Origin of the sequence: Flavobacterium cauense R2A-7 (genome assembly GCF_000498475.1) — a bacterium.
GTDB lineage: Bacteria > Bacteroidota > Bacteroidia > Flavobacteriales > Flavobacteriaceae > Flavobacterium > Flavobacterium cauense.
Genome location: NZ_AVBI01000012.1, coordinates 292,656 through 308,998, shown reverse-complemented (window position 1 = coordinate 308,998; position 16,343 = coordinate 292,656). Strand labels below are relative to the sequence as shown.

14 protein-coding genes are annotated in these 16,343 nt (G+C 36.4%); 6 read left to right on the top strand and 8 right to left on the bottom strand.

The annotated features are described in order from the left end of the window. The first annotated feature begins 178 nt into the window (after nucleotides 1-178). Together FCR2A7T_RS05250 and FCR2A7T_RS05245 are read left to right on the top strand one after the other, a co-directional pair. Nucleotides 179-922, top strand: a complete 744-nt coding sequence (locus tag FCR2A7T_RS05250) for a CDP-alcohol phosphatidyltransferase family protein (protein ID WP_023570250.1) — start codon at nucleotides 179-181, stop codon at nucleotides 920-922. A 3-nt stretch (nucleotides 923-925) separates the two neighbouring features. Next, nucleotides 926-1,804, top strand: a complete 879-nt coding sequence (locus FCR2A7T_RS05245) for a glycoside hydrolase family 25 protein (RefSeq protein ID WP_023570249.1) — start codon at nucleotides 926-928, stop codon at nucleotides 1,802-1,804. 31 nt (nucleotides 1,805-1,835) lie between these two features. Here the strand turns inward: FCR2A7T_RS05245 and lptB are convergent, their stop codons facing one another. The 4 genes from lptB to FCR2A7T_RS05225 all read right to left on the bottom strand — a co-directional run bounded on the left by lptB (nucleotide 1,836) and on the right by FCR2A7T_RS05225 (nucleotide 4,808). Then, nucleotides 1,836-2,576, bottom strand: coding sequence for an LPS export ABC transporter ATP-binding protein (gene lptB, locus FCR2A7T_RS05240; protein WP_023570248.1), 741 nt, complete (start codon nucleotides 2,574-2,576; stop codon nucleotides 1,836-1,838). Between the two features lie 99 nt (nucleotides 2,577-2,675). Beyond that, nucleotides 2,676-3,023, bottom strand: a complete 348-nt coding sequence (locus tag FCR2A7T_RS05235) for a carboxymuconolactone decarboxylase family protein (protein WP_023570247.1) — start codon at nucleotides 3,021-3,023, stop codon at nucleotides 2,676-2,678. Between the two features lies 1 nt (nucleotide 3,024). Continuing rightward, nucleotides 3,025-3,843 carry a twin-arginine translocase subunit TatC gene (gene tatC / locus FCR2A7T_RS05230; protein ID WP_117614383.1) on the bottom strand — a complete coding sequence of 273 codons (819 nt, stop codon included), beginning with the start codon at nucleotides 3,841-3,843 and terminating at the stop codon, nucleotides 3,025-3,027. Then, on the bottom strand, nucleotides 3,843-4,808 hold the full coding sequence (locus tag FCR2A7T_RS05225) for a KpsF/GutQ family sugar-phosphate isomerase (protein ID WP_023570245.1): 966 nt from the start codon (nucleotides 4,806-4,808) through the stop codon (nucleotides 3,843-3,845). The genes tatC and FCR2A7T_RS05225 overlap by 1 nt, the downstream gene beginning before the upstream one ends. A gap of 87 nt (nucleotides 4,809-4,895) precedes the next feature. Here FCR2A7T_RS05225 and recQ point away from each other — a divergent pair, with 87 nt between their 5' ends. After that, the gene (recQ, locus tag FCR2A7T_RS05220) at nucleotides 4,896-7,091 is read left to right on the top strand and encodes a DNA helicase RecQ (protein WP_023570244.1); all 2,196 of its coding nucleotides are present in this window, start codon (nucleotides 4,896-4,898) and stop codon (nucleotides 7,089-7,091) included. A 170-nt stretch (nucleotides 7,092-7,261) separates the two neighbouring features. After that, complete coding sequence (locus FCR2A7T_RS05215) at nucleotides 7,262-7,918, top strand: hypothetical protein (protein WP_131494799.1); 657 nt, start codon at nucleotides 7,262-7,264, stop codon at nucleotides 7,916-7,918. A gap of 286 nt (nucleotides 7,919-8,204) precedes the next feature. Here FCR2A7T_RS05215 and FCR2A7T_RS05210 read toward each other — a convergent pair whose 3' ends face one another. From FCR2A7T_RS05210 to FCR2A7T_RS05200, 3 genes are read right to left on the bottom strand one after another with little or no spacing between them, the layout of a single operon-like run. Then, entirely contained in the window at nucleotides 8,205-9,938 is a 1,734-nt protein-coding gene (locus FCR2A7T_RS05210; RefSeq protein ID WP_023570241.1) for a tail fiber domain-containing protein, read from the bottom strand. 1 nt (nucleotide 9,939) lies between these two features. Continuing rightward, complete coding sequence (locus FCR2A7T_RS05205; RefSeq protein WP_023570240.1) at nucleotides 9,940-11,658, bottom strand: tail fiber domain-containing protein; 1,719 nt, start codon at nucleotides 11,656-11,658, stop codon at nucleotides 9,940-9,942. Beyond that, nucleotides 11,658-12,884 carry a tail fiber domain-containing protein gene (locus FCR2A7T_RS05200; RefSeq protein WP_035117389.1) on the bottom strand — a complete coding sequence of 409 codons (1,227 nt, stop codon included), beginning with the start codon at nucleotides 12,882-12,884 and terminating at the stop codon, nucleotides 11,658-11,660. Before FCR2A7T_RS05200 ends, FCR2A7T_RS05205 begins: the two co-directional genes overlap by 1 nt. Before the next feature lie 154 nt (nucleotides 12,885-13,038). On the opposite strand from FCR2A7T_RS05200, the gene FCR2A7T_RS05195 reads away from it, so the two are divergent. Next, nucleotides 13,039-14,898 carry a tetratricopeptide repeat protein gene (locus FCR2A7T_RS05195; protein ID WP_081709366.1) on the top strand — a complete coding sequence of 620 codons (1,860 nt, stop codon included), beginning with the start codon at nucleotides 13,039-13,041 and terminating at the stop codon, nucleotides 14,896-14,898. Here the strand turns inward: FCR2A7T_RS05195 and FCR2A7T_RS05190 are convergent. Continuing rightward, entirely contained in the window at nucleotides 14,895-15,128 is a 234-nt protein-coding gene (locus FCR2A7T_RS05190) for a hypothetical protein (RefSeq protein ID WP_023570238.1), read from the bottom strand. The genes FCR2A7T_RS05195 and FCR2A7T_RS05190 overlap by 4 nt on opposite strands. An 88-nt stretch (nucleotides 15,129-15,216) precedes the next feature. Between FCR2A7T_RS05190 and FCR2A7T_RS05185 the strand changes: the two genes are divergently transcribed. Next, on the top strand, nucleotides 15,217-16,281 hold the full coding sequence (locus FCR2A7T_RS05185) for a DUF2891 domain-containing protein (protein WP_023570237.1): 1,065 nt from the start codon (nucleotides 15,217-15,219) through the stop codon (nucleotides 16,279-16,281). Nucleotides 16,282-16,343 lie beyond the last annotated feature (62 nt).

Sequence of the window (16,343 nt, the reverse complement as noted above, 5' to 3'; positions counted from 1 at the left end):
TATACTATATTAAGATGAAATGCCCATTAAAAATCATTCTCCCAAACGGTGCCGAAATGGTCTTGTTATTGCCTTTCCGGTTATGTTTGCTTTTTAAAAGAAATGAAATTCTCAATTACTAAACTCCATTTTGTATTAACTTATTGTATAACTTTGTGTCAGTTTAAAAAGAAAACGTATGTCATTTAAAAAACAGATTCCAAATTTTATTACTTTCTTAAATCTTATTACAGGACTTTTAGCGTTAATTCATGCGTTTAACGGTAATTACAATGAAGCCTTTTCGTTGGTGTGTCTTGGTATCTTTTTTGATTTTTGGGATGGTTTTTTTGCCCGAATCTTCAATGCACAAAGTCCTTTGGGTGTTCAGTTGGATTCTTTGGCCGATATGGTTACCAGCGGTGTGGTTCCGGGAGTGGTGATGTATAAAATGCTGTCTGATATTCAGGAAAACCAGGATATTTATACGTTAACACCGGATACTTATTATATGGCTGTAGTGCCGTACATTGGTTTTATTATTACGGTGGCTTCGTGTTACCGTTTGGCAAAATTTAACATCGATACCCGTCAGACGGACTCATTTATTGGGTTGCCAACACCGGCCAATGCGTTGTTAATTATGAGTATTCCGATGATTTTATTCGCGAATCAGTTCGATTGGCTTTCTGATATTTTAAGCAATCCTTATTTCCTTGTAGGATTGTGTTTCTTGAGTGCTTATTTGCTAAATGCTGAAATTCCGCTTTTCTCTTTAAAAGTGAAATATTTCAGTTGGGAAAAGAATAAACTTCAGGTGTTGTTTTTGGCTGTTTCGGCTATATTATTGGCTGTTTTCCAGTATTTGGCGATTCCGATAATTATTTTGTTTTATGTTGTGCTTTCAGTGCTTAACAATACGGTTTTAAACAAGCCGTCATAAATTATGAAACGCGTTCCTGCGAAAAAATCAACGCTGTTAAGAAAATCAACCCGCTCAAAATCGAAAAAGACTGCCAAAACGCCTTTTGGGAGGTTATTGTTGTATACTTTAGGCATCTTGTTTGTGGTAACGATTGTTGGCGGTTTGTATAATTATCGTCACGGTTTGTTGTATTTTTTAGGATTTAAAACCGATAGAAGTACGAGTGAACTTTCCGAAGAAGAACGGAAGATTGAAGACATCCGTATTTTTGAAGTACTGAGCCGTCACGACACCAAACTGGTCGGATTTGACGTTTCGGAATATCAGGAAAAAATTGAATGGGAAAAAATCAATACCATTGAAGAGGAGTTTCCGTTGTCGTTTGTTTTTATCCGTGCCACGGCAGGAAGTAATAAAATTGACGCCCGATACAAAGAAAACTGGAAAGCTGCGAAAGAACATTATTTTGTGCGCGGTGCGTATCATTACTATCGTCCGAACGAAAATTCCATTGCGCAGGCCGATCATTTTATTAAAAACGTAAGACTAAGAAAAGGCGATTTGCCGCCAGTTTTGGATATTGAAAAGTTGCCTAAAAATCAATCCATCGATAGTTTGAAAGTTGGCTTACGCCGATGGTTAAAACGAGTGGAAAGGCATTATAAAGTAAAGCCTATTATTTATTCCGGACAAAGTTATTACACCGATTTCCTGAAGGACGAATTCAAAGAATACCCGCTTTGGATTGCCAATTACAATTTTTTTGTAGAACGGATTCAGAACGACTGGCTGTTGTGGCAGTTTACCGAAAAAGCCCAGATTTCAGGCATTAAAGGAATGGTGGATGTGAATGTGTTTAACGGAAATAAAGAAGATTTAAAGGCTATTACCATAAAATAAAAAATCCCAAATAACTTGGGATTTTTTAGTATTAAAATTCTAATTTCTTTTTACGCAATTCGAAATTCTGGCCCAGATACACGCGGCGTACCATCTCGTCTTGTACCAATTCTTCCGGTACTCCGGCTTTTAAAATTCCGCCTTCGAACATTAAGTACGTTTTGTCGGTAATGGCTAAGGTTTCCTGTACGTTGTGGTCGGTAATGAGAATTCCGATGTTTTTATTTTTTAACTGTGCTACAATGCGCTGAATGTCTTCTACGGCAACCGGATCTACTCCGGCAAACGGTTCGTCCAATAAAATGAATTTCGGATCGGTAGCCAAACAACGCGCGATTTCCGTACGACGACGCTCACCTCCGGAAAGTAAATCCCCGCGATTGGTGCGAATGTGTTGTAAGCTGAACTCGTCAATCAATGATTCCATTTTGGCTTCCTGCTCGGCTTTGGAAAGATTGGTTAGTTGCAATACACTCAGTATGTTGTCTTCAATACTCAGTTTTCTGAACACCGATGCTTCCTGAGCCAGATATCCGATTCCGTTTTGCGCGCGTTTGTACATCGGATAATCAGTGATGTTCATGTCGTCCAAATAAATATTGCCGGCATTGGGTTTTACCAAACCTACTATCATATAAAAGGACGTGGTTTTTCCGGCACCGTTTGGCCCTAATAAACCCACGATTTCACCTTGATTCACTTCTACCGAAACGCCTTTTACCACGCTTCTTCCTTTGTAGGTTTTAACTATATTTTCGGCTCTTAATTTCATTTTTTGAGTTGCTGAGTAGCTAAGTTACAGAGTGACTAAGTTTTTTATCTGTGCAAATAAACGAATTACGGTTTACAGCATCAACTAATTAACAAATAATTATTCCTGGTTTTCCAAGGCTTCCCAGAATTCGTAGGCTCTTCTTAAATGCGGAATTACAATGGTTCCGCCTACTAATGTGGCAATTCCCATGGCTTCCATCATTTCTTCTTTGGTGATTCCTTGTTTATAAGACGTTTCCAAATGGTATTTAATACAGTCGTCGCAACGCAAAACAGCCGAAGCGACCAAACCCAGCAATTCTTTGGTTTTTACATCCAAGGCGCCTTCCATATAGGCATTGGTGTCCAAGTTGAAAATGCGCTTTACGATTTTGTTGTTGTCGTTTAATAATTTTTCGTTCATTTTAGAACGATAATCATTGAATTCTTTGACTAAATCTGACATATTATGTTGTTTTTAGTGTTTCCTTTTTGGTTACGAAATGAGAAATGAAAATACTGATTTCATATAAAATTACCAGCGGAATGGTTACGATGGTCTGACTGATAACATCCGGGGGAGTAACGATGGCGGCAATTATCAAAATAATTACATAAGAGTATTTTCGATAGTCCTTAAGGAATTGCGGGGTCACGATGCCTAATTTGGACAGGAAGTAAATCACAATCGGCAATTCGAAAACCAGTCCGGTTGCCAAAGAGGTGGTTTTTACCAATCCGATATACGAATCAACATCAATGGCGTTTTTAACGTGGTCACTGATGGTTAGATTCGCTAAGAAATTGATGGAAAGCGGCGTTAATACAAAATAACCGAAAGCTACTCCTAGGAAAAACAAAATGGAAGCGATAAAAATGAATAGTTTGATGTTTTTTCGCTCTTTGTCATATAATGCCGGACTAATGAATTTCCATAATTCCCATAAAACAAAAGGGAAAGCGATAACAAATCCAACAGTTATTGATGTCCAGATTAACATGGAAAACTGTCCTTCCATGGTTCGGTTTTGCAACTCGAACGGTAATTCCTGTATGCAGAAACTTTTATCTAAATCATATTGATTGGCCAAATCACAGAAAAAACGATACGTGATAAAGTTTCCGTCTTTCGGGCCGAATATGATGGTGTCGAAAATAAAGTCACTGAAATAATAAGCTACACAAGCGCCTAATAAAATGGCTATAGTGCTTCTTACTAACAACCATCGGAATTCTTCCAAATGGTCTAAAAACGACATTTCTTTCCCGGATTTATTCTTTGCCATTATACGATGCCCTCTTTTAAAATGTCATGAATGTGAAGTACTCCTTTGTATTGATTGTTGTCGACAACAACCATTTGTGTAATCGAATGATTTTCCATGGTATTGAATGCGTCTACCACCATATCGGATAGTTGTACGGTTTTTGGGTTTTTGGTCATGATGTCTTTTGCGGTTAAATCGCTGAATGTATCTCTTTTTTCCAACATTCTTCGGATATCGCCATCGGTTATGATGCCTACAAGGTTGTTGTTTTCGATTACAGCGGTGACTCCCAAACGTTTTTCAGAAATTTCCATGATTACGTTTTTAATGCTCGCATCAGGATTTACCTGCGGACGGTGGGTTTGGTCTAACATGTCCACCACACGAAGTAATAATTTTTTACCCAATGCGCCTCCCGGATGGTATTTCGCGAAATCTTCACTTTTAAAGTTGCGCATTTCCATCAAACAAACAGCTAAAGCATCGCCTAAAACCAATTGCGCAGTCGTGCTGTTGGTGGGGGCTAAATTGTTCGGACAGGCTTCCATGTCTACATGGGCATTCAGTACGAAATCGGATTCTTTACCCAAAAACGACGATGGGTTAGCGGTCATTCCGATTAACATATTACCGAAACGTTTCAACAATGGAACCAAAACTTTGATTTCCGGACTGTTGCCGCTTTTGGAAATACAAATGATTACATCGCCCGGTTGTACCATACCCAAATCCCCATGAATGGCTTCGGCAGCGTGTAAAAACATCGACGGTGTTCCGGTAGAATTGAATGTGGCCACCATTTTCGTTGCAATAATGGCACTTTTTCCTATTCCGGTTACAATCAAACGGCCTTTGCAGTTGTAAATCAGTTCTACCGATTTTGCAAAATCATCATCAACAAGGTTTATAAGATTGGCAATGCTTTCGCTTTCCGATAGTATCGTTTTTTTTGCCGTAGCTAAAATGGTTTCCCTGACTGTCAAAATAGAAATTTTATTAGTTTGTGAATGTTAAAGATTTTTGTATCTTTATTCTCTGCAAATTTATGTAAAAATACCTATTAATAAATAATGAAGCCAAGCGAAATTGACTTACATAAAGAGTTAAAGAAATATTTTGGTTTTAACCAATTCAAAGGTTTACAGGAAGGTGTTGTTAAAAGTATTATTACGGGTAACAACACTTTTGTGATTATGCCTACTGGTGGCGGTAAGTCATTGTGTTACCAATTGCCGGCTTTGGTGTTGGATGGTACCGCAATTGTGGTTTCTCCGTTAATCGCTTTGATGAAAAATCAGGTGGATGCCATTCGGAGTTTGTCTTCTGAATATGGTATCGCGCACGTTTTAAATTCCTCACTTACCAAAACGGAAGTCAATCAGGTAAAAAAGGATATTACTTCGGGCGTGACGAAATTATTATACGTAGCTCCGGAATCCCTAACCAAAGAAGAGTATATCGATTTTTTGAGAAGTGTTCCGATTTCTTTCGTAGCGATAGATGAAGCACATTGTATCTCGGAATGGGGGCACGATTTTCGTCCGGAGTACCGAAACTTGCGAGCAATCATTAAACAATTGGGTGATGTGCCCATCATCGGCCTGACCGCAACAGCTACCCCAAAAGTTCAGGAAGATATTCTGAAAAATTTGGATATGACGGATGCCAATACGTTTAAAGCATCGTTCAATCGTCCTAATTTATATTACGAAGTACGGCCAAAAACTAAGAATGTTGAAGCGGATATTATACGTTTTATCAAGCAGCATAAAGGAAAATCGGGTGTGATTTATTGTCTTTCCCGAAAAAAAGTAGAAGAAATTGCACAGGTTTTACAGGTGAACGGAATCAGTGCGGTGCCGTATCATGCAGGCTTGGATGCGAAAACCCGTGCCAAACATCAGGATATGTTCCTTATGGAAGATGTAGATGTGGTGGTGGCGACAATTGCTTTCGGTATGGGAATTGACAAGCCGGATGTGCGTTTTGTAATCCACCACGACATTCCGAAATCGTTGGAAAGTTACTATCAGGAAACGGGCAGGGCAGGTCGTGACGGTGGCGAAGGACATTGTGTCGCATATTACTCTTATAAAGATATAGAGAAACTGGAGAAATTTATGGCCGGAAAACCGGTTGCGGAACAGGAAATTGGCTTTGCCTTATTGCAGGAAGTGGTTTCGTATGCGGAAACATCCATGTCCCGACGTAAATTTTTACTGCATTATTTCGGAGAGGAATTTGATGAGGTAAACGGTGAAGGCGCCGATATGGACGATAATGTTCGTAATCCTAAAAAGAAAGTGGAGGCGAAAGATCAGGTGGTATTGTTACTCAAAACCGTTCGCGATACGAAAGAATTGTATAAGTCGAAAGAGATTATTTTTACCCTTATCGGCAAGATAAACGCGGTGATAAAAGCCCATAAAACCGATGCTCAGCCATTTTTCGGCAAAGGAAACGATCACGATGAAAAATATTGGATGGCTTTAATCCGTCAGGTATTGGTGGATGGTTTGCTTTCCAAAGATATTGAAACCTATGGCGTACTGAAGCTTTCTGAAAAAGGTGCCGATTTTATCAAAAATCCAGTTTCCTTTCTGATGTCTGAAGACCATGAATACAGCGAAACGGATGATGAAACGGTTGTAACCGCGGCAAAATCTTCAGGAACCGCAGACGAAGCCTTAATGACCATGCTGATCGATTTGCGTAAAAAAGTGGCCAAAAAACTCGGAGTACCGCCATTTGTAGTGTTTCAGGAGCCTTCATTGGAAGATATGGCCTTAAAATATCCGATTACTATTGATGAACTAAGCAATGTTCACGGTGTAGGAGAAGGAAAAGCCAAAAAATACGGAAAAGAGTTCGTAGAGCTGATTGCCCGTTACGTAGAAGACAACGACATCATGCGCCCGGACGACTTGGTGGTGAAATCTACCGGAGCCAATTCGGCTTTGAAATTGTATATTATTCAGAATATCGACCGCAAGCTTCCGCTGGATGATATTGCCAAATCAAAAGGTTTAGATATGGATGCTTTGCTGAAGGAAATGGAGCAAATTGTATATTCCGGAACGAAGCTCAACATCAAATACTGGATTGATGAAATTCTGGATGACGATCAGCAGGAAGAAATTCACGATTATTTCATGGAATCGCATTCCGATAAAATTCAAGACGCTTTAAATGAATTTGACGGCGATTATGATACAGAAGAACTGCGGTTGATGCGCATTAAGTTCATCAGTGAAGTTGCCAATTAATTTTTTTGTAAACCTTAAACAAATAAATATTTATGTCTGAAAATCAAAACGTTTGGAAACCTACTGAAGAAGCTAAAGGATAAGCTACGCAGTTTCGATTGTTTGCAGTTTTGTTATGGCTTGGTGCTATTGTAGCGCAGGTGTTTGCGATTCGCATGTTTTTAAAAGCTGTGAATTCAGGTGAATCACCGGTAAATGCTTGGGTTATAGGATTGATGGTCTTGGATTTGATTCTAGTTTTTGCAGGTTCTTATCTGTGGAAAAAATCAAACCGATTGGATCCGCCTTCAGAAAAAAATAAATTCCTTTTTTACATGCAAAGCCAATTGGGTGTTGTGATGGCATTTGTAGCTTTCTTGCCACTTATCATCTTTATTCTAACAAACAAGAAAATTGATGGCAAAAGCAAAGCGATTTTAGGAAGTATCGCCGGTGTTGCTTTAGTAATTGCAGGTATTGGTGGTGCGGAATTCAATCCGGCTTCGGTCGAAAAATATACCGAAGAAACCAATATGGTGGAAGCTTTAACCGGAACAAACAACGTTTATTACACCAAAGGTGGTGGAAAATACCATATTTACGAAGATTGTTATACGATCAAAAACAGTGAGCGTTTAAATGGAACGGTAGCCGATGCTCATGCTGGCGTAGCGAATCATTCTGATTTTGATCTTTGCGGAATCTGTAAGAACAAAAAAATGAAAGAAGACGGAATGTCAGAAGAAAGCTTAAACGAAAAATTAGAACAAGTTAAAGCAGGATTGAATAAAGAGAAATCCGAAGAAACTCAGACTGCTACTGAAGAAGAGCATAAAGATGCTGCTTGATTTAACGCTTAAAAAGTAATTAAAAAGCCCTGAAATTACTTTCAGGGCTTTTTAATGAGATGATTGTGGATAATATAAATGGATTAAATCAAAACTTTTTTAAAAACAGAAAGCAGTATAGGGAACCTAGAGGAAATAACTAAAAATAAATGAGATTTTTTTTAATTATTTCGTTGTTGAGCATTGTTGAAAAATCGTGAAAAAATATAGTATCTAGGTTTCTATAACTGCAATCTGTTTTGCATTCATGAGATGAATGATAAACAAACAACAAACGAATCGTGTGTTATTTTCTATTCGGGTGGCTTTGTTTTATTTGGTTGACTAAGTTTTTAAGTTTTTTGTTTGTTTCTTTTAAGGCGTCAATTTTAATTTGTTGTTCTTGTATCGCTTTAATGGTAACCGGAATAATTTCGCTATAACTTATTCCTAATCGTTCTGATTCTTTTTCCTGAAGTCCATTTTCGGGATGTTCCCCATCTATGAACCAGTCTTTTGTTACAATGGCTTCAGGGATAACTTGTAAAACTTCTTGCGCTATAAAGCCAAGTTTAGTTTCTTTTTCTTTTGACGGAATAATAAAATCATCCGCTTTTTCCTCTTTCCACTGAAAACTAACGGGTCTAAGTTTTAAAATTTCTTCTAAACCGTATTCTAAAGGTTTTATGTCTTCTTTTAGGCGTTCATCAGATGTTTGTATAGTTCCATTAGAAGCATAAACAGCAGTCCATCGTCTTGCAGTGCTTCCCAAATCTTGAGACGCATCGGTTAAAGGAGTAAATAAATCACTAACTCTGATTTCGTTTGTGCCGTCTTGTAAGTATTCAACAGATCCTACTTCAACAATTGTTCCTGTAGCTGTACCATTCCATGCTTGTAAGTTTCTAGTTGTAGTAGTTGCGCCACTACCGATAAAAACATTTGCTACGTGATAAATAGGATCAGTGTTTGTACTTCCAGAGTTCCATGTCCAATCTTGATCAATAGTGTTTGATGGTGTAGGATTTTGCCAAGTAGCTTGTCCTGTTGCATTTGAAACTAAAACTTTGCCATTAGCCTGAAAACCATCAACAATTTGTAATCCGTTTGAACTTCTTACTGAAATATTATCAACAGTTGCACCACCAGCATAAGTTCCAATGTATTGAAATCTTAAACTATAATTATTTCCAGGAATAATTGTGTAGTTCCCAGAATGTGTAGCATTAGCATCTGCTGTAGAAAGATTAAAAAATGTGGCAACAACGCTATTGGTTGTATTGTTGTAAAGTGTAGCAATAAATTGATCAGTAGTATTATAATCATCATAACCATAATCAAACGAAATAGTAACAGTGTCTATATTTATTACTCCTAGTTGAACTACTAATGTTGCATTTTGAGCACATGAAGAAGCTCCATAATCTATTACAGCTCTGTTTCCGTTGCAATTTGTACAGTTAGCGGAACTTGTGTTTTCAATTCGCCAACCATCGTCTACACCACAGCTAGTATTGTTGTTTATGTAATATAAACTAGCTGCAGTTGATGTTGTAATATTTCCTGTAGCAATACTTGTGAATGGTTGTAAGTATTCAAATGAGCTACCAACAATATGTAAACGAGTAGAAGGGGCATTCGTACCAATACCTACATTTCCAGTATTAGAAACACGAATTTTTTCAGTGTTGTTAGTAGCTAATGAGAATCCTTGATTGTCTATTGTTCCTACTTTATTAATACTTGGAGAAGTTCCATTATTGCCAGTTGTAGACCAACCAGCACTTGCGAAACTAACCCAAATGGTTCCGTTAAAATAGTAAAATCCAGGTGAATTGTTTGTTTGATAAATTAATAAACCCGTAGCAGGTCCGGTAATGGCATCTCGTTGTGCTTGAGTCATTCTTGGAACAAGAACCCCTTTCGTAGTATCAGTAATATCCAATAGAGAACTTGGATTTGGATTTGTTGTCCCGATTCCAACTTGAGAAGTAGCAACAAACGGAAGTATTATAAATAGAAAGTATATTATTTTTTTCATCTTATTTGGCTAATTCGTTTAGTATTTTTTGAATTTCAAGTTGTTGTGCTTCTATTTTTGAAAGTTTACTTTCTTGCTCTTGAATTGTTTTTACAACAACAGGAATAATTTCGGCATAGTTTACTCCTAATCGAGGCATTTTTACCTTTTGATAGGTAGTATTGATTTCTTTCCATTCGTAGTTTTGAACTGTTTCAGGAAGTACTTTTTGTAGTTCTTGAGCAATAAAACCAATTTTATGAAGCTTATCCTTTTCAGGAACAACAGTATTGCCAAATTGCTCTTTTTTCCATTGATAAGAAACCGGATTTAAAAGCATAAGTTCTTTAGTTCCATACTCTAAATTTTTTATGTTTTCTTTATCACGGGCATCAGAAGTATTAATGGTTCCATTCGATGCGTAAACATCGTACCATCTATTAGCTGCGCTTCCTAAGCTAATTGAATTATTGTTAATTGGGACAACATGATGACTTATAGATTGTTCGGATTGAACATCTTGAAAGTATTCAGTATTACCAAAACCAAATTGAGTATCTTGGCCTAAATTGTTAGGTTCTTCCACTTCTAAAAGCTGAAAAGGTTCTTTGTTATTACCAACTTGCACAAACCCAGTTCTGTAGATGGGATCATTAGTGGTTGATCCGCTAGCAAAACGCCAATCATCGTCGGTTGCTCCTAATGAGGCAATATCAGCCCAAGTTCCATTTCCATTGGCATCAGAAATTAAAACTCTATTAGCGGCTTGATTTCCATCTTGTAAAGTGAAAACAGAATTTCCTCCAGAAACTATTACATTATCTACTGAAGCTCCGGCTGCATAGGTTCCCGTATATTGAAAACGCAAACTGTAACTATTACCCGGAATAACAGTGTAATTGTTGCTAAACGTAGTATCAGCATTAGAATTTAAGCTTAAAAGCGTTGCGACAACCGAGCTAGTAGTTTCATTGTAAAGAGTCACAACAAATTGATCGGTAGCATTGTATTCTTCATATAAATAACTGAAAGAAATATTTACTGAACTTATGCCGATTGCTCCTAATTTTATAACCATGATAGCATTTTGATTACAAGTAGAACTGCCGTAGTCAATTAAAGCATAATTTCCAGTGCAACCGGTACATTGATATGTACTTCCAGTATTGGTTACTTGCCAGCTATCTGCAGCGACGCATCCTGAATTATTGTTTATAACATAAGGGTTGTTTCCTGTTCCAGTTGTTATATTTCCAGTTGCAATACTCGTAAAATTTTGAGAGTAATTAAAAACAGAGTTGCCTACAACGTGAAGTTTTGCATTAGGAGTAGTCGTACCAATACCAACATTTCCATTAGCTAAAATTCTTGAAGTTTCAATATTGTTAGCTCTTAAAACTAAACTTTGATTATCTGTAGTACCAAGTTTGTTCGTAGTAGGATTTGTTCCTAAGTTCCCTAACAAATTCCAGCTATTACCTCCAGAAAATGGCATCCAAGCTACACCGTTATAAAACCAAAATCCAGAAGCGTTATCTGTTTGATAAATTAGCAAACCAGTTGCAGGCGAAGCAATGGCTAATTTTTGAGCTTGCGTCATTCTTGGTATTAACATTCCATGGTTTGTACTTGTAACATCTAAAGCTGCACTAGCATTTGGAGTGTTAGTTCCTATTCCAACTTGAGCTTTAACAGCAAAAGTGAAAAGTAAGATTGTAATAAGATATATTTTTTTCACCATTAGTTGCTTTTTAGTAGTTTAACTTTTTGTAATAACTCGGCTGTTTCTTTTTCAAGTTGTTCAATTTCAAGTTGTTGTTCTTGTTTTGCTTTTACTAAAACAGCAACTAACTCTTCATAATTTACTCCTAAATACTTGTTTTCAACTTTTACAAATTCTTTATTCTCCTTTTCACTTTTAGGACGCCAAGTGTGATTATATACAACTTCAGGAATTACTTTTTCGAGATCTTGTGCTATTAAGCCTATTTTCGTTTCTCTTTTGTTTGATGGAATTTCTTGATGTAAATAGTGTTCATTTTTCCATTTAAAGCTTATGGTTTTTAACTTAGCTAAATCTTTAACCCCATATTTAATTTTTTGAATATTGGTTTTGTCATTAGCATCAGAAGTTTGAATAGTTCCGTTTGTTGCATAAATAGTTCTCCATCTATTTGTAGAAGAACCTAAATTCAAATAAGCATCTGTTAGTGGAACAAAATTGTGGCTAAATTGTGTTTCATTGTTTCCATCTTGCAAGTATTCGTTATTGCCAATTCCCATTGTAGTTCCAGTATTGGCTCCGTTGTCTACATCAATATGATGTGTAGTTGTACCAGTTCTTCCTATAACTACGGGTCCTATATGATGTATTGGACTTGCGTACGAACTTCCAGAATTAAATCGCCAATCATCATCTGGCGTACCTATTATTGAATTATTATTGCTCCATGTTGCTTTTCCATTAGCATCTGAAGTTAATACTTTGTTTGCAGCTTGACTTCCGTCTTCTAAACGAAAAGAAGGGTTTGTTCCTGTAATATGGATTTTAGTAGTAGGATTGGGTTGATTTACTCCAATATCTCCATCTGTTTGAATACGTACACGCTCGTTGTTGTTTGTAGCAATTACAAAATCTTGATTGTCGGTTGTGCCTAAGAAATTAGTAGTAGGATTTGTTCCGGCGTCACCTAAAATGTTCCATCCAGTTGATGAAAATGTTACCCAAGCAGTGCCGTTGTAATACCAAAAACCAGTTACATTATCTGTTTGGTAGATTAACAACCCTGTGGCTGGAGTTGCAATGGCCGTTTTTTGTACCTGTGTCATTCGCGGTATTAAAATTCCCGACACAGTTGAGTTAAGTTCAAGCATTGAACTCGGATGCGGCGTGGTCGTGTTAATTCCAACTTGCGCACCAATTGATAGGGGCAAAAGGGTAAAAAGAAAAGTTAAAATTGTTTTCATAATGTTTTCTAATTAGTTCTTTTGAGTGTTACAAAAATAACATGACAGAAAACTTTTGTTGTATTTTTGCATCTCATATACATCTCATATATATAGGTTTTGTAACTCATTAATTCCTAATATTGCTTGATTTCTTAATATTAGCTTAAAATCCATGAGAAGATTTTTGACATTATTAATTAGCTTTTTTATGTTTATTACCTGTGTTGCTCAAGAAGGCTCATCAAAGATTTTATCTATACGAGCAGCGGCGGAGAAGAATTTTCTTAAAAAGGACAGTTTAATATTTTATAAATCAAGATTGAGAGAATCCTCATTAAGGGAAAAATCGAAATATGTGGGAGCCTTAATTTATAAATATTCATCTCAAATTAGTTTTTTGAATAGGGATTTTGCAACTGCATCCCTGGAAGCAAATAAAGGATTAAGCTATTTTAAAACACATAATTTGGCAGAGGATGAGGCAGACACGTATCGGATTCTCGGAAATATTGAATTGTTGAATGATAAGTCTGACATAGCGTACGGATATTTTAGAAAATCCCAAATGTTATATGCTAATTGTGAGAACCTCACTAATCCTGACAAGGTTTATTTGGCTTTAAATGATTTGGCTTATTTGTATATTTTAAATGGAAACTTTTCACGCGCTATGGAATTGCTTTCAAAAACTCAGAAAGAAGCTAAGTCTGACGAAGTGTTAGCAAATACGTTTAGTTTGTTTTCGGTCTTGTCCAACAGGATTGATAATTTTCAGGAGTCAATTAAATATTTTAAACTTTCAAAAGCTATTTATCTTAAAGAAGGCAGGAATACCGCAGCTCTTATTTGTGATATGAACATTGCGATTAACCATTATCATCTCAAAGATTATAAAAAAGCTATAAAAGAGTTGAAAGCTGTTTTGAGTAAAACTACAAACAGCAAGGAATATTATCCACTTCAGTTACGCGGAAACTTGTTTTTAAGTAATTCTTATCTTGAACAAAGTCAATATAAACAGGCGATTTACTATTTTGATAAAGTAGAACAATTGGTTCATTCTAAGCAACATGAATATGATTTTTTGTTTGAGTCTGTTTATTTTGAAACGAAGGCTTTGTTTTTAGCGAAAGAGAGAAAGTATGATAAAGCAGAAAAAATTCTACTTGATTTTGTTGAGAATAAACTTTCAGGGGAATCTACAGGTTCTAAAATTTATTTTTATAAAGAGTTGATAAAATTGGCAAAACTTCAAAACAAAACGGAGTGTATTACGGCTTATCAAGATTCCATCAATGTGTATGAGGAGAAAAAAAGATTGGAAATTCAAAAAACCACCACTGATTTACAAATAGCGGAATTTAAATTTAATACGATTGAAAAGGAGCTTGAACTCAAAAATAAGGAAAACGAACTGTTAAAACTTAAAGAAAAAAATCTAGAAATTCTTATTACATCAATTTTTGGTGGAATCATTCTAAGCTTATTGTTCTTTACAATTTTATATTCCAGACAGCGAAAAATCAATACAATTCGCGAAGAAATGTTGTTAAAAGAAAAGCAGTATCTAGAAATGATAAACAAACAAAAAGCATTTGAAATCGAATTTAAAAACAAAGAGATTCTTGATTTTGCCCTACACATTTCAGAAAAGAATGAAATTTTGAACGAAATTAAGGTGAGATTAAAAGAACTGCCTCAAAAAGATAGTAGTTTCAAAGCAAAAGTTAACAACATCATGATGTTTATCAATAACACTATTGATCAGAATTCTGACAAAGTGGCCTTATATGCTGAAATTGACGATGTTAAAGATTCCTTTTTGCAAAAAATTTCTACTTTTTTTCCTGATTTGACCGAAAAAGAAACCCGTGTAGCCAGTTTGGTAAGAATGCAATTGTCTTCGAAGCAAATTGGTCAACAATTAAATATCACTCCTGCAAGTGTGGATAATTACCGGTCTATTCTACGAAGAAAAATGCAAGTCCCTAAAGAAAAGTCACTACAAGATTTTTTAACGGATTTGATTTAAGCAAGCTCTCCACGATGTGGTTTTAGTGCATCCCGAACCTGAATCATGTGTTCATCGGTTACCACCATAAAAGCGATGGCATGCATATCATTCAAGATTTGAAATCCGGTAATTTTTAACGGAAGTTTTTCGATTTCGATGTACTCTTTCAGGTGAATTTCGTGATGTTCGGCGGTTTTTGCAGCTGCCGGTCCTCTGAAATCCCAAATAAGCTTTATTTGTCGTTGCATTTTTAATTTTTCAGAATGTAAAGGTACTATGATGATATGAATTTCTAATGCTTAAATGTTTAGATTTGTGTTTTAGCTATTTTTTTATATGAAAAATGTATATGTCTTTCTTTTTAGTTTTGGTTTTTTTACAGGAGCTTTTTCCCAGCAACTTACACTGGAGCAGGCAAATCGATTGGCTGCTTTACCTCTAAAATGCTTGCAGCAGGAATACCCGAATAAACTCGGACAGTTATTGCAGGATTCCACAGAAATTGCTTCACCAAAAAAATTGCATCCTTCATTTTATGGTTGCTTTGACTGGCATTCCTCGGTTCACGGACATTGGTCGTTGGTGTATTTGGTAAAACAATTTCCAAATTTGAAAAATCGTTCCGAAATCATTCAGAAGCTGCAAACAAACCTTTCAAAGGAAAATATTACTCAGGAAGTAGCCTATTTATCAAAAAAACATGAAAAATCATTTGAAAGACTATACGGATGGGCTTGGGTATTGAAGCTGCAGCAGGAATTGACTGATTTTAACGACCCATTTGCTCAGGATTTAGCCAGAAATCTGCAGCCTTTGTCGGATTTGTTGGTTGAACGGTATTCGGAATTTTTGCCCAAACTGTATTATCCGGTTAGAGTCGGAACGCACACCAATACAGCTTTTGGAATGACTTTAGCTTGGGATTATGCTGTCTTTTCAAAAAATGAAAAATTCAAAGATGTGCTTAAAGAAAATGCGCTGCGTATGTTTCAGAATGATGTAGATTGTCCATTTGCATGGGAACCGAGCGGAACCGATTTTCTATCACCTTGCATGGAAGAAATAGGTATTATGCAACGCGTTTTGAGCGAGAAGGAATTTTTGAAATGGTCACGTAAGTTCGCTAAATCGCTATTTGATAAAAACTTTAAATGGGAAACCGCTAAAGTTTCAGACCGAACTGATGGTCATTTGGTGCATTTGGATGGCCTGAATTTTAGTCGTGCCTGGCATTTTTATGCTTTAGAAAACCAATACGAGCGATTTGCACATCTAAAGAATGTGGGAGATATACATCTGAAGGAATCATTGAACTCTTTAGTTGCCGGAAATTACGAAGGAGAACATTGGTTGGCTTCTTTCGCACTTAGGGCTTTCGAACAGCAAAAAGCATTGCGGTAAAATCGGTTTCTAATTCGTACTTTTGCCTTAGAATATGTTTGTAAAATAAAAATTTACCAGCT

Coding starts and splice junctions, on each gene's coding strand:
- lptB (WP_023570248.1), bottom strand. CDS start 2,576: ATGAAATTAAGAGCCGAAAATATAGTTAAAACCTACAAAGGAAGAAGC.
- tatC (WP_117614383.1), bottom strand. CDS start 3,843: ATGGCAAAGAATAAATCCGGGAAAGAAATGTCGTTTTTAGACCATTTG.
- FCR2A7T_RS05195 (WP_081709366.1), top strand. CDS start 13,039: ATGAGAAGATTTTTGACATTATTAATTAGCTTTTTTATGTTTATTACC.
- FCR2A7T_RS05200 (WP_035117389.1), bottom strand. CDS start 12,884: ATGAAAACAATTTTAACTTTTCTTTTTACCCTTTTGCCCCTATCAATT.
- recQ (WP_023570244.1), top strand. CDS start 4,896: ATGAAGCCAAGCGAAATTGACTTACATAAAGAGTTAAAGAAATATTTT.
- FCR2A7T_RS05235 (WP_023570247.1), bottom strand. CDS start 3,023: ATGTCAGATTTAGTCAAAGAATTCAATGATTATCGTTCTAAAATGAAC.
- FCR2A7T_RS05185 (WP_023570237.1), top strand. CDS start 15,217: ATGAAAAATGTATATGTCTTTCTTTTTAGTTTTGGTTTTTTTACAGGA.
- FCR2A7T_RS05205 (WP_023570240.1), bottom strand. CDS start 11,658: ATGGTGAAAAAAATATATCTTATTACAATCTTACTTTTCACTTTTGCT.
- FCR2A7T_RS05190 (WP_023570238.1), bottom strand. CDS start 15,128: ATGCAACGACAAATAAAGCTTATTTGGGATTTCAGAGGACCGGCAGCT.
- FCR2A7T_RS05210 (WP_023570241.1), bottom strand. CDS start 9,938: ATGAAAAAAATAATATACTTTCTATTTATAATACTTCCGTTTGTTGCT.
- FCR2A7T_RS05245 (WP_023570249.1), top strand. CDS start 926: ATGAAACGCGTTCCTGCGAAAAAATCAACGCTGTTAAGAAAATCAACC.
- FCR2A7T_RS05250 (WP_023570250.1), top strand. CDS start 179: ATGTCATTTAAAAAACAGATTCCAAATTTTATTACTTTCTTAAATCTT.